The sequence below is a fragment of the Bradyrhizobium sp. Pha-3 genome (assembly GCF_042258325.1).
Lineage (GTDB): Bacteria > Pseudomonadota > Alphaproteobacteria > Rhizobiales > Xanthobacteraceae > Bradyrhizobium > Bradyrhizobium elkanii.
In genome coordinates this window covers 6,684,781-6,707,001 of sequence record NZ_CP170151.1, presented here as the reverse complement: position 1 = coordinate 6,707,001, position 22,221 = coordinate 6,684,781, and the positions used below count along the sequence as shown (strand labels likewise).

Annotated in this window: 19 protein-coding genes and 1 other RNA gene; 10 read left to right on the top strand and 10 right to left on the bottom strand. The window is 64.5% G+C overall.

Features of this window, described 5'->3' with window-relative positions:
• The first annotated feature begins 10 nt into the window (after positions 1–10).
• From ACE10X_RS32135 to ACE10X_RS32125, 3 genes are read left to right on the top strand one after another with little or no spacing between them, the layout of a single operon-like run.
• On the top strand, positions 11–868 hold the full coding sequence (locus tag ACE10X_RS32135; RefSeq protein WP_038383339.1) for a branched-chain amino acid ABC transporter permease: 858 nt from the start codon (positions 11–13) through the stop codon (positions 866–868).
• Positions 868–2,667, top strand: a complete 1,800-nt coding sequence (locus ACE10X_RS32130; protein ID WP_038383340.1) for an ATP-binding cassette domain-containing protein — start codon at positions 868–870, stop codon at positions 2,665–2,667. The genes ACE10X_RS32135 and ACE10X_RS32130 overlap by 1 nt, the downstream gene beginning before the upstream one ends.
• Positions 2,648–3,391, top strand: a complete 744-nt coding sequence (locus ACE10X_RS32125) for an ABC transporter ATP-binding protein (RefSeq protein ID WP_051002853.1) — start codon at positions 2,648–2,650, stop codon at positions 3,389–3,391. Before ACE10X_RS32130 ends, ACE10X_RS32125 begins: the two co-directional genes overlap by 20 nt.
• A gap of 1 nt (position 3,392) precedes the next feature.
• On the opposite strand, the gene ACE10X_RS32120 is transcribed toward ACE10X_RS32125, so the two are convergent.
• The 3 genes from ACE10X_RS32120 to ACE10X_RS32110 are packed head-to-tail and all read right to left on the bottom strand — an operon-like array spanning position 3,393 to position 7,139.
• On the bottom strand, positions 3,393–4,436 hold the full coding sequence (locus ACE10X_RS32120) for an A4/G1 family peptidase (protein ID WP_375763376.1): 1,044 nt from the start codon (positions 4,434–4,436) through the stop codon (positions 3,393–3,395).
• Positions 4,433–5,323 carry a phosphatase PAP2 family protein gene (locus ACE10X_RS32115; protein ID WP_028342327.1) on the bottom strand — a complete coding sequence of 297 codons (891 nt, stop codon included), beginning with the start codon at positions 5,321–5,323 and terminating at the stop codon, positions 4,433–4,435. The genes ACE10X_RS32120 and ACE10X_RS32115 overlap by 4 nt, the downstream gene beginning before the upstream one ends.
• 43 nt (positions 5,324–5,366) lie before the next feature.
• Positions 5,367–7,139 (bottom strand): adenylate/guanylate cyclase domain-containing protein, encoded by a 1,773-nt coding sequence (locus ACE10X_RS32110; RefSeq protein WP_038383342.1) that lies wholly within the window; start codon positions 7,137–7,139, stop codon positions 5,367–5,369.
• Between the two features lie 683 nt (positions 7,140–7,822).
• Here ACE10X_RS32110 and ACE10X_RS32105 point away from each other — a divergent pair.
• Positions 7,823–9,115 carry an MFS transporter gene (locus tag ACE10X_RS32105; protein WP_038383344.1) on the top strand — a complete coding sequence of 431 codons (1,293 nt, stop codon included), beginning with the start codon at positions 7,823–7,825 and terminating at the stop codon, positions 9,113–9,115.
• A 4-nt stretch (positions 9,116–9,119) separates the two neighbouring features.
• Here ACE10X_RS32105 and ACE10X_RS32100 read toward each other — a convergent pair whose 3' ends face one another.
• The gene (locus ACE10X_RS32100) at positions 9,120–9,731 is read right to left on the bottom strand and encodes a TetR/AcrR family transcriptional regulator (RefSeq protein ID WP_028342330.1); all 612 of its coding nucleotides are present in this window, start codon (positions 9,729–9,731) and stop codon (positions 9,120–9,122) included.
• A gap of 156 nt (positions 9,732–9,887) precedes the next feature.
• On the opposite strand from ACE10X_RS32100, the gene ACE10X_RS32095 reads away from it, so the two are divergent.
• Positions 9,888–11,120 carry a cytochrome P450 gene (locus ACE10X_RS32095; protein ID WP_038383345.1) on the top strand — a complete coding sequence of 411 codons (1,233 nt, stop codon included), beginning with the start codon at positions 9,888–9,890 and terminating at the stop codon, positions 11,118–11,120.
• Positions 11,121–11,320: 200 nt separating this feature from the next.
• A complete protein-coding gene (locus ACE10X_RS32090; RefSeq protein ID WP_304557618.1) occupies positions 11,321–15,028 on the top strand; it encodes an AsmA-like C-terminal region-containing protein in 3,708 nt (1,235 codons plus the stop codon).
• A 65-nt stretch (positions 15,029–15,093) separates the two neighbouring features.
• Here the strand turns inward: ACE10X_RS32090 and ACE10X_RS32085 are convergent, their stop codons facing one another.
• The 6 genes from ACE10X_RS32085 to ssrA all read right to left on the bottom strand — a co-directional run bounded on the left by ACE10X_RS32085 (position 15,094) and on the right by ssrA (position 18,850).
• Positions 15,094–15,447 (bottom strand): VOC family protein, encoded by a 354-nt coding sequence (locus ACE10X_RS32085; protein WP_038383349.1) that lies wholly within the window; start codon positions 15,445–15,447, stop codon positions 15,094–15,096.
• A 56-nt stretch (positions 15,448–15,503) separates the two neighbouring features.
• Entirely contained in the window at positions 15,504–15,779 is a 276-nt protein-coding gene (locus ACE10X_RS32080) for a ribbon-helix-helix domain-containing protein (protein WP_024580116.1), read from the bottom strand.
• Positions 15,776–15,964: a DUF4169 family protein gene (locus ACE10X_RS32075; protein ID WP_038383350.1), complete on the bottom strand. Its 189-nt coding sequence runs from the start codon at positions 15,962–15,964 to the stop codon at positions 15,776–15,778. The genes ACE10X_RS32080 and ACE10X_RS32075 overlap by 4 nt, the downstream gene beginning before the upstream one ends.
• A 274-nt stretch (positions 15,965–16,238) precedes the next feature.
• Positions 16,239–17,657 (bottom strand): class II fumarate hydratase, encoded by a 1,419-nt coding sequence (fumC, locus tag ACE10X_RS32070; RefSeq protein ID WP_162136632.1) that lies wholly within the window; start codon positions 17,655–17,657, stop codon positions 16,239–16,241.
• Between the two features lie 167 nt (positions 17,658–17,824).
• Positions 17,825–18,346, bottom strand: a complete 522-nt coding sequence (locus tag ACE10X_RS32065; RefSeq protein ID WP_038383351.1) for an SspB family protein — start codon at positions 18,344–18,346, stop codon at positions 17,825–17,827.
• Positions 18,347–18,493: 147 nt separating this feature from the next.
• Positions 18,494–18,850: a transfer-messenger RNA gene (gene ssrA / locus ACE10X_RS32060) on the bottom strand.
• A 112-nt stretch (positions 18,851–18,962) separates the two neighbouring features.
• On the opposite strand from ssrA, the gene ACE10X_RS32055 reads away from it, so the two are divergent.
• The 4 genes from ACE10X_RS32055 (at position 18,963) to ACE10X_RS32040 (ending at position 22,219) form a co-directional block, all read left to right on the top strand.
• A complete protein-coding gene (locus ACE10X_RS32055) occupies positions 18,963–19,574 on the top strand; it encodes a chromate transporter (RefSeq protein ID WP_038383352.1) in 612 nt (203 codons plus the stop codon).
• Positions 19,571–20,104 carry a chromate transporter gene (locus ACE10X_RS32050; RefSeq protein ID WP_038383353.1) on the top strand — a complete coding sequence of 178 codons (534 nt, stop codon included), beginning with the start codon at positions 19,571–19,573 and terminating at the stop codon, positions 20,102–20,104. The genes ACE10X_RS32055 and ACE10X_RS32050 overlap by 4 nt, the downstream gene beginning before the upstream one ends.
• A gap of 92 nt (positions 20,105–20,196) precedes the next feature.
• The gene (locus tag ACE10X_RS32045; RefSeq protein ID WP_028332491.1) at positions 20,197–20,697 is read left to right on the top strand and encodes a tripartite tricarboxylate transporter TctB family protein; all 501 of its coding nucleotides are present in this window, start codon (positions 20,197–20,199) and stop codon (positions 20,695–20,697) included.
• A gap of 7 nt (positions 20,698–20,704) precedes the next feature.
• Positions 20,705–22,219: a tripartite tricarboxylate transporter permease gene (locus ACE10X_RS32040; protein ID WP_038383354.1), complete on the top strand. Its 1,515-nt coding sequence runs from the start codon at positions 20,705–20,707 to the stop codon at positions 22,217–22,219.
• The last annotated feature ends 2 nt before the right edge of the window (positions 22,220–22,221 follow it).

Sequence of the window (22,221 nt, the reverse complement as noted above, 5' to 3'; positions counted from 1 at the left end):
GGCGCAGCCGATGCTGGCCTCGATCCTTGCATCCGGTCTCGCAGCGGGCGCGATCTACGCGCTCGTCGGCGTCACCTACAACACGATGTTCTCGACCTCGCGGGTGATGAGCTTCACCGCCGGCCAGCTGGCGATGCTGGGCGGCGTGTTCGGCTCGATGTTCACGCTGAAGCTCGGCCTGCCCATTGCCGTCGGCTTCGTGCTGACGCTGCTCTGCTGCGCGGTGATCGGAATCATCACCGAATTCGTCGCGGTGCGGCCGGTGCTCAAGAGCCTCGACCAGCATCTCTACGTGCTCTCGACCCTCGCAGTCGCGCTGATGATCCAGCAAATCACCGCGATCAAATGGGGCACCGAGCCGCAGCCGTTCCCGCGCATCGCAGGATTCGGCGAGGGCGTTTGGGACGAGAAATTCTGGTTGCCGGTCCTCGCCTGCGCCGTCACCATCATCGGCCTTGAATATCTCTACCGCCGCACCCTGGTCGGCCGCGCGTTCCTGGCCATCGCGGAGGATAATTTTGCGGCACGGGCGCTCGGCCTGCCCGAGCGCAATCTGCGGGTCGCGAGCTACGCGCTTGCCGGCGTGGTCGGCGGCATCGCCGGGTTTTCCGGCGGGCAGTTGCTGCTCGCCTTCTTCGCCAACGGCGCGCTGCTCAACTTCTACGGCTTCGTGCCGGTGGCGCTGGGCGGGCTCGGCAATAACAGAGGCGCGATCATCGGCGGGCTGGCGCTCGGCCTGTTCCAGCAGGCCGCGAACTTCCTGGTCGGCGGCATCTTCTCCTCGGTCGCGGTGTTCACGCTGTTCATCGTGGTGCTGCTCGCCGCGCCGCAAGGGCTGTTCGGCGCTTCGACCGCGCGGAGGGTGTGATGACCACGGTCGCCGCCGCTCCGCCCCGAACCGACAGCGGCGCATGGCGCACCGCGCTGCCGCACGTCCTGCCGTTCCTCGGCATTCTGGCGGCGGCGGTGCTGCTGCCGTTCGTCAGCAACGATTACTGGGTGCTGATCGGCACCCGCATGGCGATCTACTGGGTGCTGGTGTCGGGCCTCAATCTGGTGGTCGGCTTTGCCGGTCACCTTGCGATCGGTTATGTCGCGCTGCTGACGCTCGGCGCCTACACGACGAGCGTGCTGGTTGCCGGCAATGTGATGCCGGCGATTCCGGTGTTCGTCGCCTTGCCGATCGCCGGCTTGATCGGCGCGATCTTCGGCGTGGTCGTCGGCCTGCCGGCCCTGCGCCTGCGCACCTTCTACTTCGCGATGTCGACGCTCGGCTTTGCGACCATCGTGACCCAGATCGCGCTGGCCTGGCAGAGCGTGACCGGCGGCGGCATCGGCATTGCCGGTCCGGAATTCCCGGTGCCGTTCAATACGCCGTGGGGCTTCTACGCTCTCTGCATCGCCTTCGCCGCATTGACCACCTGGATGAGCGCCAATGTCGCGCGCAGCCGGTTCGGCCGGGCGCTGATCGCGGTGCGCGACGCCGAGGTCGCCGCCGAGGCCAGCGGCATCTCCAAGCCGAAAATGCTGATCGCGATCTTCCTGTTCGCCGGCGCGCTGGCGGCGATCGCCGGCGGATTGTTCGCGACCCTGCAGACCTACATCACGCCCGATGCCTTCACCTTCGATCTCTCGGTGCTGTTCTTCATCGCGATCCTGATCGGCGGCCGCGGCTCGATCCTTGGCCCGATGCTCGGCACCATCATCCTGACCATCCTGCCCGAGATCGCGGCGCCGCTCGCGGCATGGTCGACCTTCCTCTACGCGGTGCTGCTGCTTGTGATCGTGCTGGTGATGCCGGGCGGCATCGCGGCGCTGCTCGATTTCCGCAACCGCCGGCCGCTCGCCAGCAACCGCGCCATCCTCCCGCGCCCCGCTGCACTCGCCGACATCGTGCGCCGCAGGGACGGCGGCAAGACGCTGCAATTGCGCGGCATCGCGCTGAGCTTCGGCAATGTGAAGGCCATCGACGGTCTCGATCTCGATATCGCGCCCGGCGCGATCCACGGGCTGATCGGACCGAACGGCAGCGGCAAGACCACGACGCTCAACGTGATCTCGGGCTATTATGCCGCCAAAGCCGGCACCATGACGCTTGGCGGCGAAGCCTTGGCCGCGGGCCAGCCGGTCAAGCGCGCCGCGTGCGGCATCGCGCGCACCTTCCAGACGCCGCGGGTGGTCGGCGAAGCTTCGGTGCTGGAGAACGTCATGATCGGCGGCTCGATCGAGGGCCGGGCCAATTTCGTCGAGGCGATGCTCGCACTGCCGCGCAACGGCGCCGACGAGCGTCTGCTCGCCGCCAAGGCGCACGCGCTGCTTGGCGTCGTCGGCCTCGAGGCGCTCGCCGACATACGCGCTGATCGCCTGCAGCACAGCGAGCTGCGCTTCATCGAGATCGCGCGGGCGCTGATGCTCGATCCGGACTTCCTGCTGCTCGACGAGCCCGCCGCGGGTCTCTCCAACGACGAGATCGAGCGGCTCGCCAGCCTGATCAAGGCGATCTGCAGCCGCGGTACCGGTGTGCTGCTGGTTGAGCACCATGCCGATCTCATCTTCGACATCTGCCACCAGGTCACCGTGCTCAATCTGGGCCGGACGCTGGCGGCGGGAACTCCGGCGGAGATTCGTGTCCACAAGGAGGTCGTCAGTGCCTATCTCGGCGGCTGAACCGTTGCTCGCGGTCAATGGGCTGGAGTCCGGCTACGGCAAGATCCGTGTGCTGCACGGCATCGACGTCACGATTGCCGCCGGCGAGGTCGTGGCGCTGCTCGGGCCCAACGGTGCCGGCAAGACCACACTGCTGCGCGCGATGTCCGGACTGTTGCCGGTCACTGTTGGGCGGGTCCGGTTCGGCGACCGCGACATGACCAACGCGACGCCGCGCGATGCCGCGCGGGCCGGGCTCGTGCATGTGATCGAGGGACATCGCGTGTTCACGCAGATCTCGGTGACCGACAATTTGCTGCTCGCCGGTTACGACCTGCCGCGCGCCGAGCGCGCCGTGCGGATCGAGGAAGCGTTGGCGTTCTTTCCCGAGATCGCCGAGAAGCGGCATGAACGCGGCGGCGCGCTGTCAGGCGGGCAGCAGCAGATGCTGACGGTGGCGCAGGGCCTGGTCCGCCGACCGCGGCTCCTGATGCTCGACGAGCCGTCCGCGGGGCTGTCGCCGGTGCTGGTCGATCGGGTCCTCAACGTCATCGGCCGGCTGCGCGAGCAGGGCACCTCTGTGCTGCTGGTCGAGCAGCTCTTGGAGAAGGCGCTCGCCTGTGCCGATCGCGTCTACGCGCTGGTGCAGGGCGCGATCGCGCTGGAGGCGCCGACCGGGGAGAGCGACCTCGCGCACCGGCTCGAGCGCGCCTATTTCGGCCATGAAAGCCACGCGTTGGGGTAAGCTAGCGGAAGTGCGTCAGAAACTCCGTCGAACCGATCGGCTTCGCGATGGAGGGCTTCTCGGTTCTTTCCGGCTTCTCCTTCTCCTTCACGACATGCATATCGATGAGCTTCGCGCCGGAGAGATTGCGCTCCACCATCGCTCCGGTATCCGTGTTGATCGCCGACGCGCCGCAGTCGTGGAAAACCACCGTACCGTAGTCTGGAAGCTGCAAGGGGGCTGGGTTTCCCGGGGCGGCCGACCTCTCCATCACCCATTCCGCCGTTGCGCCGGGAATCTTGAAGGGCTGCCCAAGATGGGTGAGGGGTGCGGTTTGAAAGAACTGTACGGAGCGACTGGTCGTAAGGTTCGTGATCACGAACGACACACCCGTGCGATCCGGCGCTACCTGCATGAGGCACATGATCAGATCGCCGGCATGAACCTTCGGCGACACAAGCGTTACGGGAAACGCTTGAGCCGGGTCGCCCCTTACCCACCATTGCCACCACGCGAAGAACGACGTCGTCGGGCTGCCCGCGCCCGTGGCTGGGTCGATGTTCTGCGCGGTGCCAATTTGCGGCAAGGTCGATCTGTAATACCGACGTTGTCCATCGAAGCCGATCCAGGTCGAGCTGTGATACGTCTCGCTGGCAGGGCCGCCGGCCGGCCGGGTTGGTGTTGGAACCTGAAACTTGCCCCAGATCGACGAGAAGATGGTGCCATCCCTCGGCGTGATGTAGGCACCGGACCAGTTGAGGCTGCTTTCCCGCCGCGGCGATTGGGCGAAAGATCCGCGGAGGCCCGCAGTGACCGGGGAAAGCACCTGGAAATCGAAGGCCTCGAAGGCCACCGTCGGACTAAACATCTTTTGCCAGAATGCATACTCGGCCGGCTGAAGCGCCGGGTCCGGTCGTCTTGGAAAACCGAGCGCCTTCAGCTCGTCCTGCGACGCCACCAAAGTGCGAAAGCCGGTGGGGGGAAGAACGCTGGTCGTCGAATCCTTGATGACCTTCGTCGCGCCTTCGACGTTGTATGTGGGGCTCTGCCCATCCTGGTTGCTCATTGCCATTCGCCTGCGGCAGCCGTGATTGCGGCGTCAAACATCAGCACGGTGGTTGGCGTCAGAATGACGGTGTCCAGCAGATCGGCGATTCTGGCGCCGGCTTCCGAATCCTTCGGATAGTGCACACCGGCGATCTCGCGGTTTCGGGCAATCGAATCCGCCAGAATCGACAGGTCGGACTTCCATACGCCCTGGTCGGCCCCAGACATTGTCGTTGCGGCGAACACCCGAAGCATGCAGTTCTTCATAAAATGCGCCTGGGTCGAATGCCCGCTGGGCCAGGACGAGTGACCGGGGACCTGGATCGGCGGCAGCAAAGCGGGACAAATCTGCGACGGCCGGGGCAAATCGTACTTGTCTTTGAAATACAATGCAGCAAAGGACCCAATCAAACTCGCGATATTCAATAGGCGCCAGGTTTGCGGATGCGAACCAGGCCTGGCGGTCAGCACGGCGAGAAAATCCGAGAAGAATTCAACGTCCTGCGAGAGGATCGCGCCCATGGCATCCGGCCGTTCATCCCGCGCGGCGAGCACGAGGTTGTCGATTTGGGCGGCATAATTGGCGATCAGGTCGGCCCGAATTTGCGTGAAGGTGGCGTCAGCATCGATGGTGGCCGCCCAGGTGGGGACATTGGCGATGAACTGATGCAGGACACGCCACGCATACCAGTTTGCAGACCATTGTCGGCTGCCGAAATGCGTCGGCGGCGTCCGTCGCAGGCTGCCAAGCTCGGCTGTGCCCGAGGGGTCGAGCCTCGTGACGAATGGCAAATCAACGCGGTCTGAAATAAACCAGCCACCCCCTCCAATGTTGCCGGTGTTTCCGGTGTTGCCGGTATTGCCGGTGTTTCCGGTATTGCCCGTGTTACCTGTGTTGCCTGTCATCGACGTCTCTCCCTCTCTCGGCAGTTGCCGTCAGCAATACCAGTCAATCAGGAAGCCCCGCCGATCGCAGGTGGCCGAGCCAGGTTTCCAATGCACCGCCACGAAACGGGCAGTGTGGCGCGTAGGACGAAATGCGAAATCCGGGTTGAATTTCCAGGTAGCGGCGGGCCGCCTCCGCTGCTTCTTCACGGCGACCCAAGGCACCAAGCGTGACGATGAGCAGACGATGATTGAAGCGAATAAGTCCGTTGCGGTTCAGTGCGCCACGCACCCACTCCAGCGCCTGCTCATAGTCGCCATCCACATAGTGAGCCTGACCGAACAGCCCTTCGTGCCAGAACGAGCGCGCGTCGAGCGGCGAGAGCCGGACGCCCTGCTCACCCTGGCGGACGGCGGCTGGGCCATCGCCAAGAAAGCCGGATGTAGCACTCGCCATGGTCCAGGCCATGGCCGAACTTGGGCCGGCGGCAATCGCGCGGTCGAGGGCTTTCCTTGCGCTCTGAAAGTCATGCAGCAAGAACGACTGGACGTGACCATACACCGCAAGCGCGAATGCATCGTCGCCGCCTCGATCGATCGCCTCCTTGGCGTATCTGGCGCCGGCGATGACATCACCCTCGGGATCCGGCGATCCGATTTCCCCTATCCGGAACACATACCACAGCGCGACGTAGGAATAGGCCAACGAAAAATTTGGATCGTGTGAAATGGCTTGCTCGAGCAGGCCGCGCGCCTTGGAAAAGGAATCGTAGTCCATCCGGTACAACAGATCGAGCGCCTGCAATACGAGATCGTAGGCGGTGAGGTTCTGCGGATGTTTCCGCATCGATCGCATAAGCTCACGCTCGCGAACCCGCGGCGCGATCTGTCTTACAACGTTGATGGCAATTCGATCCTGAAGCGCAAAGAGTTCGCGAAGGTCGCCTTCATGCAAGTCCGAGCGAATGACTTCGCCCGACTCGGCGTCGCTGAGTTCGGTCACGATACGGACCGAGGTGATCGTCCTCTGAATCCCCCCGTAGAGGACATAACGAACCCCGAGCCGGCGCCCGATTTCGCGCACGTCGACGTTGCGGCCGCTGAAGCCGAGGCTGGATCCGCGTGATACGACGAAAAGCTCCTTGAGCCCGGCAAGGCCGCGAATGATGTCGTCAACGACACCATCAGCGAAATACCCCTCTTCCGGGGTGGTCAGGTTCATTCGGAACGGCAGAACGGCAATCGAGGGGCGAGGTTCCGAGCCTGCCGGGGCTTCGCCAACAAGCTTCGCGGGCTGCATGGATCGGTGGAGCGCATATACGCGGACAGGCCGGCCCATGTTGCGAAGATGCAGATCGCCAAGATCAATCACGCTGACGTCCAGGTCCCGGCCGATCTGCTCCGCAACGGCTCCCGAAATCACGACGCCGCCCGCTTGCGCATAGTTCTGAAGACGTGCCGCGATGTTGACGCCCTCGCCATAGACGTCATTTTCCTCAACGATGATATCCGCGGCATTCAGCCCTATGCGAAAGCTGATGCGCTCGTCAGCGGGCATCCCGGCTGTATTCACGGCAACAGCCTCTTGCAGTGAGAGAGCACACCGCGTTGCGTCGCGCGCGGTATCGAATGTTGCAAGGAAGCCGTCGCCGGTATTCTTGACGATCCTTCCGTTTTGCGCCGTGACGCCCGGGTCGAGGATTTCCGAGCGCAATTGCATCAGCCGGGTATGGGTGTTTTCCTCGTGCGCCTCCATCAAGCGCGTATACCCGACCACATCTGCCGCGAGGATTGCCGCAAGACGTCGTCGAACTTCCGGCGTCGATGGGGTCATCATATTATTGATACTTCTGCAAATTTTACTGATACGCGATTAAAATCCGGCACAAATGAAAAGACCTCAGCGCGAAAAGAATATCTTCATCAAGGTCATAAAGGAAGACTTCATCCGGCAGGGATGTGCCAACCGAGTGGACTGGTACAGTATGATGTTTGCAACCTTTGAGGAGGCGGTCGCGGACGCGCAAGCGCGATGCCTCCAACGGGTGGGCCGGGTGCGGACCAAGCGGCATTCGCGCCTTGAGCATGCGATGCAAATGCGTCCCTCGACTTCATGGCTGGATCATCTCGCGGCGAAAACTCGTCTCCATTGATCTGCGTCAATGCAGGAAATGGTGTTTTCCCGCTTGCCGCCGATCGTGGGCGAGTTTGGCCGGGAGCGCGGCGGTACCGTCGGAGTGATCGCCATCGTTGTATCCGGTGCTGCCAGTCGTCCGACCGAGCCTGGTCGGAATTCCCGCAGATAACAGAAAGTCACTGGCATGGCCGAGGTGGTTGACATCGCGCGCAAGTCTGCCGCGTCAGGCCTGACTGTCTATGAATTGCTTCACACAATTTGCGCCGTTCATTGAGCGAGTTGACGCGGGCTGGTGCCACTTTGTCGGTCCATGGGACTTGACCGTCAGCGGGCGCGGGCTGAAACAGGTATTCGTCCTCTGACCCCTGGCAACGAAGACCCACATGCGACTTCCCTTTTTCTACGGCTGGATCATCGTCGCGGTGACCTTCGTCACCATGGCGATCGGCGTCAACGCGCGTACGGCGTTCTCGCTGTTCTATCCGCCGATCATCTCGGAATTCGGCTGGGAGCGCGGCATCACCGCGGGCGCCTTCTCGTTCGGCTTTGTCGCCTCGGCGATTGCAAGTCCGCTGATCGGCCGGTTGATGGACCGCGGCGGTCCGCGCGCGGTGATGGAGCTTGGCGTGCTCTTGATGGGCTCGGGCCTGCTGCTGGCGCCGCTGACGACGCAGCCCTGGCACCTCTATCTCACGATCGGCGTGCTGGTCGGCGCTGGCAGCGTCTGCCTCGGCTATTCCGGACAATCGCTATTCGTGCCGAACTGGTTCCTCCGCCGCCGCGGACTTGCGATCGGGCTCGCCTTCGCCGGCGTCGGCATCGGTTCGGTGACGCTGCTGCCGTGGGTGCAGCACATGATCGAGCACACCGGCTGGCGCACCGCCTGCACCGCAATCGGGATCGTGGTGCTGGTCGTGCTCGCGCCGATCAATCTCTTGCTGCACAAGCGGCCGGAGGACATCGGCCTGCAGCCGGACGGCGATGCCGCGCCGACGGCGACGTCAGCCAGGCCGGCGTCGAACATCGTCGATCCCGTGTGGGCCGGCACCGACTGGACGCTCTCGCGTGCGCTGCGCACCGCGCGGTTCTGGTGGATCGCGATCGGTTATTTCTGCGGCCTGTACATCTGGTACGCGGTGCAGGTGCATCAGACCAAATTCCTGCTCGACATCGGCTTCAGCTCCAGCGTCAGCGTCTGGGCGCTTGGCGTCGTCAGCCTGCTCGGTATTCCCGGCCAGATCTGGCTCGGGCATCTCTCCGATCGCATCGGCCGGGAATGGGTATGGGCGATCTCCTGCTTCGGCTTCGTGATCTGCTTCGCCGCGCTCGCTGCCTTGAAATACTGGCCCAACATGGCGCTGATCTATCTCATGGTCTTCACCCAGGGCGCGCTGGGCTATGGCCTGACATCCGTGATGGGACCGGTCGTGCTGGAGATCTTCCAGGGCAAGCATTACGGCAGCATCTTCGGCACCGTGATGCTGGCTGCGCTCGCCGGCGGCGCTGCGGGCCCCTGGATCACCGGCCAGCTCTATGATCTCTCGGGCAGCTATACCAGCGCCTTCCTGCTCGGGATCGCCGTCAGCCTGCTGTCGGCATTTGCGATCTGGCAGGCCTCGCCCCGCAAGGTCCGCGCCGTCGCCGGACAGATGCACAAGGTCGCAAGCGCGGCTTGACGCGTCAGGCCGACGAAACCCCGATCGCGCGCTGCAGGTCGGTGATCGCGCGCAGGCAGCTGTCGGCGGGGGTGGTTTCCGGATCGATCAGGCGGTGCAGTCGGAAACCATCTTCCAGCGCCAGCACGATCGCTCCGGTCCAATCCGGATCGAGTCTGCCGTTCCTGCCGCTGTTCTTCTGCGCAGTCGTGACAATGTCGGCGATCAGCTTGCGCCGCGCGCGCAGACGCTTGGCGAGCTCGGGCCGGCGCTTCTCGGCGCGCGCCACGAACAGGATCATCTCCATGTGCAGGAGAGGGGAGCGGCCGAGCGGATCCTGCCGGCTGCGGTCCATGGTGCGCAGCGCCTCGAGGAAGTCGGCCAGGTTGCTGTGCCGGGCGAGCAAATCGAGATTGCGCCGGATCGATTGCTCGACGTGATCCTCGAGCATTGCGAAGATCAGCTCGTCCTTGCTCTTGAAGTTCGAATAGAAGGCGCCGCGGGTGAAGCCCGCCGCGGCCGCGATCGCCTCGATGCTGGCGCCGCCGATCCCCTGTTCCTCGAACACCCGCGCCGCCGCCTCGAACAGCTTCTCGCAGGTGTCGTCCCGTGTCGGTCTGGTTCGAACCCTTGACATCGGCGCATTTTAGGGCACAATGCAACTCGATACAAGAGTGTATCGAGTTGCGTTCGACAGAACCAGAACAGCCGCATCCGTGATGATGCGGTCTTGAGGATGACACCAGGGCACGCCAGGCTGCATGCACCGGCGTAGCGAGCGAACGAGGTCACCATGAACGGGCAAGTTCAGCCGGCGAGCGGCGAGCCGCTTTTCAATCCACTGGCGCCTGAATTCATTCGCAATCCCTATCCGTATTACGAGCGGCTGCGCCGCCTCGATCCGATGCATGTCAATGTGCACGGCGCCTTCGTCGCCAGCCGGCACGCCGAGGCGAGCCTCGTGCTGCGCGACAAGCGGTTCGGCAAGGATTTTGCCGAGCGCTCGATCCGCCGCTATGGTCCGAAGATCATGGAGGAGCCGGTCTTCCGCAGCATGAGCCACTGGATGCTGCAGCAGGATCCGCCCGACCACACCCGCCTGCGCGGCCTTGTCGTCAAGGCCTTCACCGCGCGGCGGGTAGAGGACATGCGCCCGCGCATCCAACACGTCGTCGACGAGACGCTCGATCGCATCATTCCGCAAGGCAAGATGGACCTGATCGAGGATTTCGCGTTCCGCCTGCCGGTCACGATCATCTGCGACATGCTCGGTATCCCCGAGGAACACCGCGAGGCCTTCTACAACGGTTCGCGCGATGGCGGCCGTATCCTCGAACCGGTGCCGCTGACGCCCGAGGAAATCAAGCAGGGCAACACCGCAAATGCGATGGCGGCGATGTATTTCCATCAGCTGTTCGAACTGCGCCGCAAGCAGCCCGGCGACGACCTCACCACCCAACTGGTGCAGGCCGAAGAGGACGGCCAGAAGCTCACCAATGAGGAACTGACTGGCAACATCATCCTGCTGTTCGGCGCCGGCCACGAGACGACCGTGAACCTGATCGGCAACGGCCTGCTGGCGCTGTTCCGTAACCCGGACCAACTCGCGCTGCTGAAGGCCAATCCCGGCCTGATCACCAATGCCATCGAGGAGTTCCTGCGTTACGATTCCTCGGTGCAGCTGACCGGCCGTGTCGCACTGGAGGACATCGACGACCTCGGCGGCAAGCGCATCCCGAAGGGCGAGAGCGTGCTGTGCCTGCTGGGCTCGGCCAATCACGACGAGGCTGTTTACCCCGATCACCCCGAAAGGCTCGACATCCGGCGGCCGAACGTCAAGCCGCTGTCGTTCGGCGGCGGCATCCATTTCTGCCTCGGCGCCCAGCTGGCGCGGATCGAGGCCGAGATCGCGATCTCGACGTTGCTGCGCCGGATTCCCGACCTGCGGCTCGATGACGCGGAAAATCCGGAGTGGCGGCCGACTTTCGTGCTGCGCGGGCTGAAGCGCCTGCCGGCGAGCTGGTGACGTTCCCGCTGGGCGGCGATCCTCGGCGAGGCCGGCACACGCACGCTTGAACGGGAAATCCACTATCTGTCCGAAGTCCCAGCAGTATACCGGCTGTGACTTCGCCGTACTTGTCTCTATATTTGGGCTGCTCCGGCCAAAGGTTGGCAAAGGGTTCAGCATGAGGAGGCTGAAGCGGAGCTGGCTCAAAGGGAGACACCGTGCAGACGACGCTGCTCGGCCTGGCAATTGCCTTCATTCTTGCACTGGTCGCGGCGCTGATCGGTCCGTATTTCGTTGACTGGAACCAGTTCCGGCCGCAGTTCGAGGCGGAGGCGTCCAAGATCATCGGCGTGCCGGTCCGGGTCGCCGGCAATCTTGACGCGCGTCTGCTGCCGGCACCCTCGCTGCAGTTGAAGACTGTCACCGTCGGCGGCGCCAACGACCTTGGCAAGGTCCGGGCCGCCAATCTCGACGTCGAGTTCAGCCTGAGCTCGCTGATGCGCGGCGAGTGGCGCGCGAACGAGCTCACCATCAACGGCGCGTCGCTCGATCTCGGGCTCGACCCGAAAGGGCGGATCGACTGGTCGCCGTCGAGCGGGAGCTTCAACCTCGCTTCGCTGGTGATCGACCGGCTCAACCTGACCGGCCGCATCGCGCTGCATGATGCCGCGAGCCGCAGCACGCTCGAGCTGAACGACATTGCTTTCAGCGGCGACGTCCGCTCGCTTGCCGGCGCGATCCGCGGTGACGGCAATTTCATGTTCGACGGCAACCGCTACCCGTTTCGGGTCTCCTCGGGGCAAAGCGCCGATGGTAGCGGCACCCGCCTGCACTTCAGCATCGATCCCGGGCAGCGGCCGGTGTCGGCCGATCTCGACGGCATCCTGACCTTCGAGGCCCGCGCGCCGCGGTTCGAAGGCGCACTGACGCTGGCGGGTGCGCCCGGTCAGCGCGGCGGCGATGCGCCGCCGTGGCGGATCGCGGCCAAGGTAAAATCGGATTATTCGGCGGCGCGGCTCGACCAGATCGAATTGAGCTATGGCGCCGAGGACCGTGCGCTGAAGCTCGCCGGCAATGGCGATCTGCGTTTCGGTGCGTCGCCGCTGCTGCGCGCCTCGCTTACGGCGCGGCAGCTTGACGGCGACAAGTTTGCCGCCAAGGACAGCGGCAATGGCAATGTCGAGCCGGTCCGCGTGCTGCCGGCCATGCGCGCGGTGTTGTCGGGTCTTCCGCAAAGCCCGATACCGGCGCAGGTCGAGCTGGCGTCCGAGCAGATCATGCTCGGCGGCCGTCCGTTGCAGGACATCTCGGCGGAGCTGCAATCGGATGCGAAATCCTGGACGGTGCGCCGGCTGGAGTTTCGCGCGCCGGGATCCACGCGGGTCTCGATGAGCGGTGCCAGCGCGCAAGCCGGAGCCGCGAATAGCTTCAAGACCGCGCTCAACATCGAATCGTCCGATCCCGACGCGTTGATGACCTGGCTGCAGGGGCGCAGCGACGCCACCTATCGCAGCCAGCGGCCGCTGCGGTTGCGCGGCGACGTCATGGTATCGCCATCAGGCTTTTCGATCGACGCGATGAAGGCAGAGATCGAAAGCGGCACGCTCGAGGGCCGCGTCGCGGTTACGCACCGCGAGGCAACCGGCGGCTCGAAGGTCGAGGCGCAGTTGAAGGCGGATCGGCTCGATCTCGACGCGACCGTGGCATTGATCCGCTCGCTGGCCGGTCCGCAAGGCGAATGGCCCGACGAGGCGCAGCTGTCGCTCGACGTCGGGCGCGCCGTCTCTTCCGGGCAGGAATTGCGGCCGCTGCTGGCGAAGATCGCCTATAGCCCGAAGAGTATCGTGCTCGAGCGCGTCAAGATCGGCCAGCCCGACAATGTCACGCTGGACGGCAGCGGCAATTTCGACCGTGCCAATTCGACCGGCAAGCTCGTCGTCGACGCGACCGCCGCGTCGCTTGGCCGGCTGACCGCTGTGGTTCAGCCGTTCGCGCCGGCGCTGGCCGCGCGGCTTGGCGTGCTCCGCGCGGATGCCGGCCCGGTTCGCGCCAGGCTCGCGCTCGACCTCGGCAAGGGCAAGGCCGCCGATCGCATCAGCGCGCGCGCGACGCTCGATCTCGACACGCCGCAGCTCAAGGGCAATACGGTGATCTCGGCGACGCCGCAGGTGGCCGCGATCCGCGCGCTGGATTTCGATGCACTCCGCAGCAACGAGGTTACAGCGGAGACGAAATTCTCCGCCGGCGATGGCAATGCTTTGCTGGCGCTGCTTGGGCTTGACCATGCGGTCGCAGCCGGTGCCGGTTCGACGCAATTCGAAGGTACATTGAGCGGTGCCTGGCGCGCGCCGTTGCGGCTGAAGGCAAGGCTCTGGGGCGCAGGGCTCGACGCGGATGCCGAAGGGACCGCGGAGCCTTGGACCAAGGACGGGGCCAGCGCAGGCAAATCGAGCATCAGCCTCCGCGTCCGCAGCGCCGACATCAGTCCGCTGCTCAATCTGAAACCAGCCGATCCGGCTGCAAACATCCGCCTGTCGTCGAAGCTGACGCTTGCGGGCGACAGGCTGAACTTCGACGATCTCGACAGCATCATCGCCGGTTCACGGCTGCGCGGCCATCTGGCGCTGACGCTCGCGGATCAGAAAAGCGTCGACGGCGAAGTCGGTCTCGACCAGATCACGCTGGCGCCGATTTTCGCGGCCGCGATCGGCGCGGCCGGTCACGATGCGACGGAGCCGCTCGGCCAGGGGCTCACAAGCGCCTGGCGCGGCAAGGTCACGTTCGAAGCGCTGCACGGTCTGCTGCCGGGGGGCGCCGAGCTGCAGCCGGTCAGCGGCACCATCAGGTCGGACGGGCAGTCGCTGACCTTCGACGGCATCAAGGGCAAGATCGGCGGCGGCGAGGCGACTGCCACCGTCGATGCGCGACAGGGCGCCAACGGACTTGCGCTCAGCGCCAATGTGCAGCTGTCCGGCATCGACAGTTCAGCCTTGCGCTACCGCAGTCTCGCGATGCCCAAGGGACGCACGTCGATGCAGATGACACTGTTGACGCAGGGCCGCAGCGCCTCGGCGTTGACCGGCGCGCTGTCCGGCAGCGGCACCGTGACGCTGGAGGGGCTGAGCCTTCCGGGTCTCGATCCGCGCGCCTTCGAGGTTGCGATCCGCGCCAGCGATTCCGGGCAGGCGACCGACGACACGCGGCTGCGGCAGATCGTCGAACCGGCGCTCGCGGGTGGGGCGCTGTCGATTGCTTCGGCGCAAATCCCCTTCAACATCCGCGACGGCCGCCTCCGGGTCGGCGCCACCACGCTCGCGGCGAACGGCGCCAATGCGATCGTATCCGGCGGCTACGACATTCCGGCCGACCAGGCCGACATCCGCGCCGCCCTGGCATCGACGCAGGTCGGCACGGCCAACAGCCGACCCGAAATCCAGCTGCTTGCCGTGGGTACGCCCGACGGATTGTCGCGCAGCATCGACATTGCGGCGCTATCGTCGTGGCTTGCGGTGCGTGCGATCGACCGGGAGACCAAGCGGCTCGACGCCATCGAGCGTGGCGAACCGGCGCCGCCGCCGACCCCGACGGCCCTTCCGCATCCGGCCGAGCCGTCGCCGGATGCGTCCAACCCAAATTCGGCAGGAGTGCCTTCTGCCAACTTGCCGGGGCCCGGCCCTGATCCGCGCCGCGTGCCGGCGAAGCCGAAGATCGTTGCGCCGCGGCCGCCGACTGTCCCACCGGTCGCCACCGCGCCCGCCATTGCGCCGCCCGCGTCGGTTGCGAGCCAGCCGCAGCTGGCGCCGCTGCCGCCGCCGATCGAGGTCAAACCGGTGCCCGGCGCAGCCAAATCAAGGCCGCTGCGACCGCCGCTGTCGTTGACGCCGCAGGTCGCCAATCCGCCGCCGCGGCCGGCGATGCAGAACTAAACGCGCTTTCAAGCGAAGTGGACACCGGTTCGCCTCAAGAAAGCGCGTCAAACGAAAGCGCTGGCTCATGATCGGTGCTGGAGAATATTGATCAGCTTGCCGAACGGATCGCGGACGAAGAAGCGCCGCACACCCCACGGCTCGTCCGCCGGTCCGTATTCGATCGCGATGCGGGCTGCCTTCATCCGGCGCAGGGCCTCGTCGAGATCATCGACCTCGATCGAGAGATCAGGCACCGGCGTGCCGGAGCCACCTTCGGAAGCGAAGCTGATTTGAGCTTGCATTGTTTCGGATGAGCCGTAAGTCGCAACCCAACCGAAATCCATCAGTGGCTCGAGGCCAAGCAGGTCACGGTAGAACGACTTCGCTGCCGCTGTATCTGGTGCGGCAACGTTCGCGACGATCCGATTGACCTTCATGCTGAAGCCCGCGCGTCGGAACGACCGTCTGCCGATGGCGACGGTCGGAGAGGCGGTCAGGCCTGCTGACGCGTGTCGACCTGTTGCGGCCTGACGTCCGTGGGCACCGCCGGCGTGGCGCGCGAGCGGAAGTAGTCGAGCACAAAAAGCCGGATCGCGGAGGACAGATTGCCCTGCTGACGGTTGTTGTCGATCTCGCCGACCAACTCCGACAGCGTCATGTTCCGCAGACCGGAAATCTCCTTCATGCCATTCCAGAAGGCTTCTTCGAGGCTGACGCTGGTCTTATGTCCGGCGACGACGATCGAGCGCTTGACGACGGGAGACTTCATGATGCGTCTCCGTTTTCGATGCGGTGCTGATCGAGCATACGCGCGTTGCGCTCGCCGAGAAATTCGTCACGCGCTCGTTCGGATTTGGTGCGACCGAATAGCGCACGATTGGCTTCGGCCTGCTTCGCTGCTTGTTCGCGCTCACCGCGCTTCTTGAATCGTTTCAAGTTGACCACGTCGCCCATGCTCGTCGTCCTCATCGTCCCCACAGCGGAATTGGTGATGCATCGTGACGAAAGCAAGAGCGACTGCACTACGCGCCCGGCTCGATATCCATCCCGAATCCCCGTTTGATGCTCTGATAGCATCAAAGAATCCGTTTCGCTCTGCGAAAACTAGACGTCTGTACCACGCGCCAGCGCAGAGCTCATAGGTAACGCGCCTTAGTCTTTAGGCGTTATGATCCATAATTATATCACGCGCGCTGACCGTAATTATCCGGACAATGCGCGCTTCGCTTTAGCCCGGGTGTGTCATTTTGTCCGGCTGCACGAGGCGATCAAATTCATCCGCGGAAACAAATCCGAGCCGCAAAGCCTCTTCCTTCAGCGTCGTTCCGCGCGCATGCGCCGACTTGGCGACCTTGGCTGCGTTGTCGTAACCGATCTTCGGCGCGAGCGCCGTGACCAGCATCAGCGAGCGCTGCATCAGTTCGTTGATGCGCTTTTCGTCGGCGCGTATTCCGACAACGCAATGCTCAGTAAATGAGCGGACAACGTCAGACAGCAACTGAATGGAATTTATCATACAATATGCCAACGCGGGCTTGTAGACGTTCAGCTCGAAATGGCCCTGGCTGCCGGCGACGGTGATCGTGGTCTGATTGCCGAACACCTGGCAGCAGACCATGGTCATGGCTTCGCACTGGGTCGGATTGACCTTGCCCGGCATGATCGACGAGCCCGGCTCGTTCTCGGGCAGGATCAACTCGCCGAGGCCCGAACGCGGGCCTGAGCCGAGCAGGCGGATGTCGTTGGCGATCTTGAACAGGCCGGTCGCCACCGAGTTGATCGCGCCGTGCACCAGCACATAGGCGTCGTTGGAAGCCAGCGCCTCGAACTTGTTGGCCGCGCTGGTGAACGGCAGCTTGGTGATCTTGGCGACGTGGCGCGCGAAGGTTTTCGCAAATCTCGGCTTCGAGTTGAGGCCGGTGCCGACGGCGGTGCCGCCCTGCGCGAGCGGAAACAGATCCTTCACCGCGACACGCAGCCGCGCGATGCCGCTTTCGACCTGCGCGGCGTAGCCGGAGAATTCCTGGCCGAGCGTCAGCGGCGTCGCATCCTGGGTGTGGGTGCGCCCGATCTTGACGATCCTGGCAAACGCCTTCTCTTTGTTGCGCAACGCGCGATGCAGTTCGGTGAGTGCCGGAATCAGATCGGCGACGATGCGGCTCGCCGCGGCGATATGCATCGCGGTCGGAAACGAGTCGTTCGACGACTGACTCATGTTGACGTGATCGTTCGGATGAATCGGCTTCTTGGCGCCAAGCTCGCCGCCGAGCATCTGGTTGGCGCGGTTGGCGATCACCTCGTTGACGTTCATGTTGCTCTGCGTGCCCGAGCCGGTCTGCCAGACCACCAGCGGGAAATTGTCGTCGAGCTTGCCTTCGATCACTTCCTTCGCTGCGCGGATGATGGCGCCGGCGCGGCGCGCATCGAGCTGGCCGAGCTCGCGATTGGTCTCCGCAGCCGCAAGCTTCACGATGCCGAGTGCATGGACAATCGCGATCGGCATCCGGTCGTGGCCGATCTTGAAATTCTGCCGCGAGCGTTCGGTCTGCGCGCCCCAATAGCGGTCGGCGGGAACGTCGATCGGACCGAAGCTGTCGGTCTCGCTGCGGGTCTTTGCCTTGGAGGGGATCGTCGATCGAGCCATCATGCTTTCCGTGGATGCTTGCCGTTGCGTCATCAAAACGTGACCCCGCGCGGCAACGCGAAAGCGTCCGCGCGAAGGGCACGTTCATGCAGAAGATAGGCCGGGACGACGATTTGTCATCCCGATCCCGGCAAGCATCCTACAAGGTCGAGGCGTGATCTGCGCTTAGATTATTTCTTGCGGAAGCGGTCCAGCCGCACGACCTCGGCGCCTTCGCTGGGCTTCGCAGGCTCCTGCTCGGTCTCGGCGCTCTCGGTCTCGGCCGTTGTCTGGGCCGCAGGGGCGGGCAGGGGAGAGGCCGGCGCCGTGGCGGGAGGGGCTTCTTCGGACAGTGCGTCCGAGACGTCGAAGCGCAAATCGAACGGCGCGGACGGATCGAGGAAGCGCGTCACCGCGGCGAACGGCACGGTCAGCCGCTCGGGAATCCCGCCGAACGACAGGCCGACCTCGAAGCGATCCTCGGTCACCACCAGATCCCAGAACTGGTGCTGCAGGATGATGGTCATCTCCTCCGGATACTGCGCGAGCAGCCGGGGCGACAGCTTCACGCCGTCGCCGTGCGACAGGAAGGTGATGTAGAAATGGTGTTCGCCCGGCAGGCCGTGTTCGGCGGCGTCGGACAACACCCGGCGCAGCACCCCGCGCAGCGCATCGCGCGCCAGCACGTCATATCGGATGTGATCGGTCGCCATGGTGATCCTGTCGCTTCGAAATGCCCGCCAGGGCGGCGCCGGACCGTCCGACTCGCCCTTCTGCCATGCTACCCCGCCGGGAGCCGGAAATCAGCAGGGCCGACAGCTGAAATGCGGGCGGACGCCCGATCGGGAAATGATGAATAAAGTGGAGGCTTCTGTTGCCAGGTGCCTCCGAACCCCGCCTAGCGGAGCTTAACCCGCTAGGACTTTAAGATGGTCTTTCAAACTGCGTTACGCAGCCTGAGCAACCGGAGCAAAGTTGTCGTTGGCAACTATTGCATTGGCCCGATGTCGGCGGAACCATACCGAGAAAAAACACGCCCTTTACGCCCTCGTCGATCCTATTTCGCCCCCGCCGAAAGCCACCGCGACGGATGGGTTTTGGTGGAGGCGCCGGGTACCGCCCCCGGGTCCGAATGGTTTATTGCGACGGTCATTTATTTCCATAGCCGGCGAACCGGCACCCCCAATATAGCGGCAAAGTCTTAGAAAAACAGAGCCGATTCAGGCCCTTTCGGCTGTGAAAACCCGCCGATTTGGGGTTGGCCAGGGTCTTGACCGGGGTCTTGGCCAGGGTCTTGGCGCTGTCCCGGCGCCGTTCTAGGTTTTGTCCATGCCCCCGGATTCTCCGCCGGTTGCCGCTCCGGCGCCGGATGCCTCCACACCATCGCCGCCCCACCAGCCCGGCCTGCTCGAGCTGTTCCTGGCCTTTGCCAAGATGTCGCTGGCCGGCTTTGGCGGGGTTCTGGTCTGGGCCCGGCGCGCGATCGTCGAGCAGCACCGCTGGATGACCGCGGAGGAGTTCAACGAGACCTTCGCGCTGTGCCATTTCCTGCCAGGTCCGAACATCGTCAACCTGTCGGTCGTGTTCGGCTCGCGCTTTCGCGGCATAGCCGGCGGGCTCGCGGCCTTCGCCGGGCTGGTCGGGCCGCCGATGGTGATCGCGACCATCCTTGCCGCGCTCTATGCCCGTTACGGCGACATCGATGTGCTGCGCCGGACGCTCGCCGGCGTCGCCTGCGCCGCGGTCGGGCTGCTGTTCGCCGTCGTCTTCAAGATGATGATGCCGCTCCTGAAGCGGCGCGATGTCACGGGCCTTGTCATTCTGGCTGCGGTTTTCGTCGCGATCGGACTGATCCGGTGGCCGCTCCAGATCGTGCTGCTGGTGGCGATCCCGCTCAGTATTGCGACGACGGTCCTGGCCCGCCGCATGGTGCGGGCATGAGCTCGGACTCCAATCCGATCGCGGCGCTGGTCTGGACCTTCGGGCTGATGTCGCTGTTTGCGGTCGGCGGCGCCAATTCGGCGATTCCCGAAATGCACCGTGCCGCCGTCGACGTGCATCACTGGCTGACCGACAAGCAGTTCGCCGACGTATTCGCGATCTCGCAGCTCTCGCCGGGGCCGAACGTGCTGATCGTGACCTTGATAGGCTATTCTGTCGCAGGCGTCGCCGGGGCGTTGGCCGCGACGGTGGCGATGTGCGGACCGACCGCGCTGCTTGCCTATTATGTGAGCCGTTTCCTCGATCGCTCGCGCGACGCGCGCTGGCCGGCGATCATCCAGGCGGCACTGGTTCCGTTGTCGATCGGTCTGATGGCGGCGTCCGGCCTGATCGTGGCGCAGACCTCAGACCAAAGTTGGATCGCGGTCCTGATCACCATTGTCGCGGCCGCGCTTGCTTTTGCGACGCGGATCAACCCTTTGTGGATGTTGCTGGTCGGAGGCCTCTTGGGTTTCGCTGGCGTTATCTGACGAAAATCGCTAGCAAGGCTTTCGGTCAACGGACCACAAGCCAGCCATTCAATCAAAACGGGCGGGACAGCCCTGACGGGGGAAGCGAAGTCATGAGCGATACGCCGAGCGAGGCGCCGGTCAAATCGATCTTGCCGAAATGGGTGCGCGGTCCGCAGGACTTTGTCGGCGGGCTCGCCATGATGGCGGTTGCGCTGTTTGCTTTGTGGGCCTCGAGCGATTTGCAGGGCATGCACGGATTTTCGTTCGGCGCCGGAACCGCGCCGCGCATGTTTGCCGTGCTGCTGCTGTTGCTCGGCGGTGGTGTCGCGCTGATGGGAGTTCTGCAGGCCGGCCCGCATATCGCGGCCTATTCCTGGCGCGGCCCGTTGTTCGTATCCGCGGCGATCGTGTTCTTCGCATTGGCGATCCGGCCGCTCGGGCTTGTGGTCTCCGCCTTTGCCGCCTTCATGATCGCGGCGATGGGTTCGCAGGAGACGAAATTGGTCGAGGCCGTCATTGTCGGCGCCTGTCTGACCCTCGGCTGCGCGCTGCTGTTCCCCTATGTGCTGGGACTTCCGATGCCGATGTTCCCGCGTTTCCTGATCCAGTGAGGGCGTGATGGAACTGTTCGCCAATCTCGCCCACGGTTTCGCGGTCGCATTCTCGCCGATCAACCTTCTGATGTGCCTGATCGGCGCGCTGGTCGGCACGCTGGTCGGTGTGCTGCCGGGCATCGGCACCATCGCCACCGTGGCCATGCTGCTGCCGATCACCTTCGGCCTGCCGCCGGTCGGTGCGCTGATCATGCTCGCCGGCATCTACTACGGTGCGCAATATGGCGGCTCGACCACCTCGATCCTGGTCAATATTCCGGGCGAGGCGACCTCCGTGGTCACCGCGCTCGACGGCCACCAGATGGCCAAGCAGGGCCGCGCCGGTCCGGCGCTGGCGATCGCCGCGATCGGCTCGTTCTTCGCCGGCTGCGTCGCGACCGTGCTGATCGCCGTGCTCGGCGCGCCGCTGACCAAGCTCGCGCTGGCGTTCGGCCCGGCCGAATATTTCTCGCTGATGGTGCTCGGCCTGATCTTCGCGGTGGTGCTCGCCAAGGGCTCGGTGCTGAAGGCGATCGCGATGATCGTGTTCGGCCTGTTGCTGTCGATGGTCGGGTCCGACATCGAGACCGGCGCCTCGCGCATGGCCTTCAACATCCCCGAACTCGCCGACGGTCTCGGCTTTGCCACCGTGGCAATGGGCGTGTTCGGCTTCGCGGAGATCATTCGCAACCTCGACCATGGCGCCGAGATGAACCGCAACCTGGTGCAGCAGAAGATCACCGGCCTGATGCCGACCAGGAAGGACCTCGCGGATTCCACGCCGGCGATCCTGCGCGGCACCCTGCTCGGCTCGATCCTCGGCATCCTGCCGGGCGGCGGCGCCGTGATCGCCTCGTTCGCGGCCTATACGCTGGAGAAGAAGCTGGCGAAGGATCCGAAGCGGTTCGGCCGCGGCGCGATCGAGGGCGTGGCGGCGCCGGAAAGCGCCAACAACGCCGCGGCGCAGACCTCGTTCATTCCGCTGCTTACGCTCGGCATCCCGCCGAACGCGGTGATGGCGTTGATGGTCGGCGCGATGACCATTCACGGCATCGTGCCGGGTCCGCAGGTGATGCAGAAGCAGCCCGATCTGGTCTGGGGCATGATCGCCTCGATGTGGATCGGCAATCTGATGCTGATCATCATCAACCTGCCGCTGGTGGGCATCTGGGTCCGTCTGCTGCGCGTGCCGTACCGGCTGATGTTCCCCTCGATCGTGGTGTTCTGCGCGATCGGCATCTACTCGGTGAACAACGCGCCGGTCGACGTCGTGCTCGCAGGCGTGTTCGGCCTCGTCGGTTATTGGCTGATCAAGCATGATTTCGAGCCGGCACCGCTGCTGCTCGGCATGGTGCTGGGCCCGCTGATGGAGGAGAACCTGCGTCGCGCGCTGTTGATCTCGCGCGGCGACTGGAGCGTGTTCGTCTCGCGGCCGCTGTCGGCGGTGCTGCTGGCGATCGCGGCCGGTCTCCTGGTGCTTGCCGTGCTGCCGACCTTGCGTGCCAAGCGCGACGAAGTGTTCGTGGAATCCGAGGGCTGAGC

Excerpts from the sequence above, each read along its gene's own strand:
- ACE10X_RS32135 (WP_038383339.1), top strand. The coding sequence starts at position 11 with ATGCTGGCCTCGATCCTTGCATCCGGTCTCGCAGCGGGCGCGATCTAC.
- ACE10X_RS32080 (WP_024580116.1), bottom strand. The coding sequence starts at position 15,779 with ATGAAGTCTCCCGTCGTCAAGCGCTCGATCGTCGTCGCCGGACATAAG.
- ACE10X_RS32100 (WP_028342330.1), bottom strand. The coding sequence starts at position 9,731 with ATGTCAAGGGTTCGAACCAGACCGACACGGGACGACACCTGCGAGAAG.
- ACE10X_RS32040 (WP_038383354.1), top strand. The coding sequence starts at position 20,705 with ATGGAACTGTTCGCCAATCTCGCCCACGGTTTCGCGGTCGCATTCTCG.
- ACE10X_RS32045 (WP_028332491.1), top strand. The coding sequence starts at position 20,197 with ATGAGCGATACGCCGAGCGAGGCGCCGGTCAAATCGATCTTGCCGAAA.
- ACE10X_RS32085 (WP_038383349.1), bottom strand. The coding sequence starts at position 15,447 with ATGAAGGTCAATCGGATCGTCGCGAACGTTGCCGCACCAGATACAGCG.
- ACE10X_RS32055 (WP_038383352.1), top strand. The coding sequence starts at position 18,963 with ATGCCCCCGGATTCTCCGCCGGTTGCCGCTCCGGCGCCGGATGCCTCC.
- ACE10X_RS32095 (WP_038383345.1), top strand. The coding sequence starts at position 9,888 with ATGAACGGGCAAGTTCAGCCGGCGAGCGGCGAGCCGCTTTTCAATCCA.
- ACE10X_RS32050 (WP_038383353.1), top strand. The coding sequence starts at position 19,571 with ATGAGCTCGGACTCCAATCCGATCGCGGCGCTGGTCTGGACCTTCGGG.
- fumC (WP_162136632.1), bottom strand. The coding sequence starts at position 17,657 with ATGATGGCTCGATCGACGATCCCCTCCAAGGCAAAGACCCGCAGCGAG.
- ACE10X_RS32110 (WP_038383342.1), bottom strand. The coding sequence starts at position 7,139 with ATGATGACCCCATCGACGCCGGAAGTTCGACGACGTCTTGCGGCAATC.
- ACE10X_RS32075 (WP_038383350.1), bottom strand. The coding sequence starts at position 15,964 with ATGGGCGACGTGGTCAACTTGAAACGATTCAAGAAGCGCGGTGAGCGC.
- ACE10X_RS32105 (WP_038383344.1), top strand. The coding sequence starts at position 7,823 with ATGCGACTTCCCTTTTTCTACGGCTGGATCATCGTCGCGGTGACCTTC.
- ACE10X_RS32065 (WP_038383351.1), bottom strand. The coding sequence starts at position 18,346 with ATGGCGACCGATCACATCCGATATGACGTGCTGGCGCGCGATGCGCTG.
- ACE10X_RS32130 (WP_038383340.1), top strand. The coding sequence starts at position 868 with ATGACCACGGTCGCCGCCGCTCCGCCCCGAACCGACAGCGGCGCATGG.
- ACE10X_RS32115 (WP_028342327.1), bottom strand. The coding sequence starts at position 5,323 with ATGACAGGCAACACAGGTAACACGGGCAATACCGGAAACACCGGCAAT.
- ACE10X_RS32120 (WP_375763376.1), bottom strand. The coding sequence starts at position 4,436 with ATGAGCAACCAGGATGGGCAGAGCCCCACATACAACGTCGAAGGCGCG.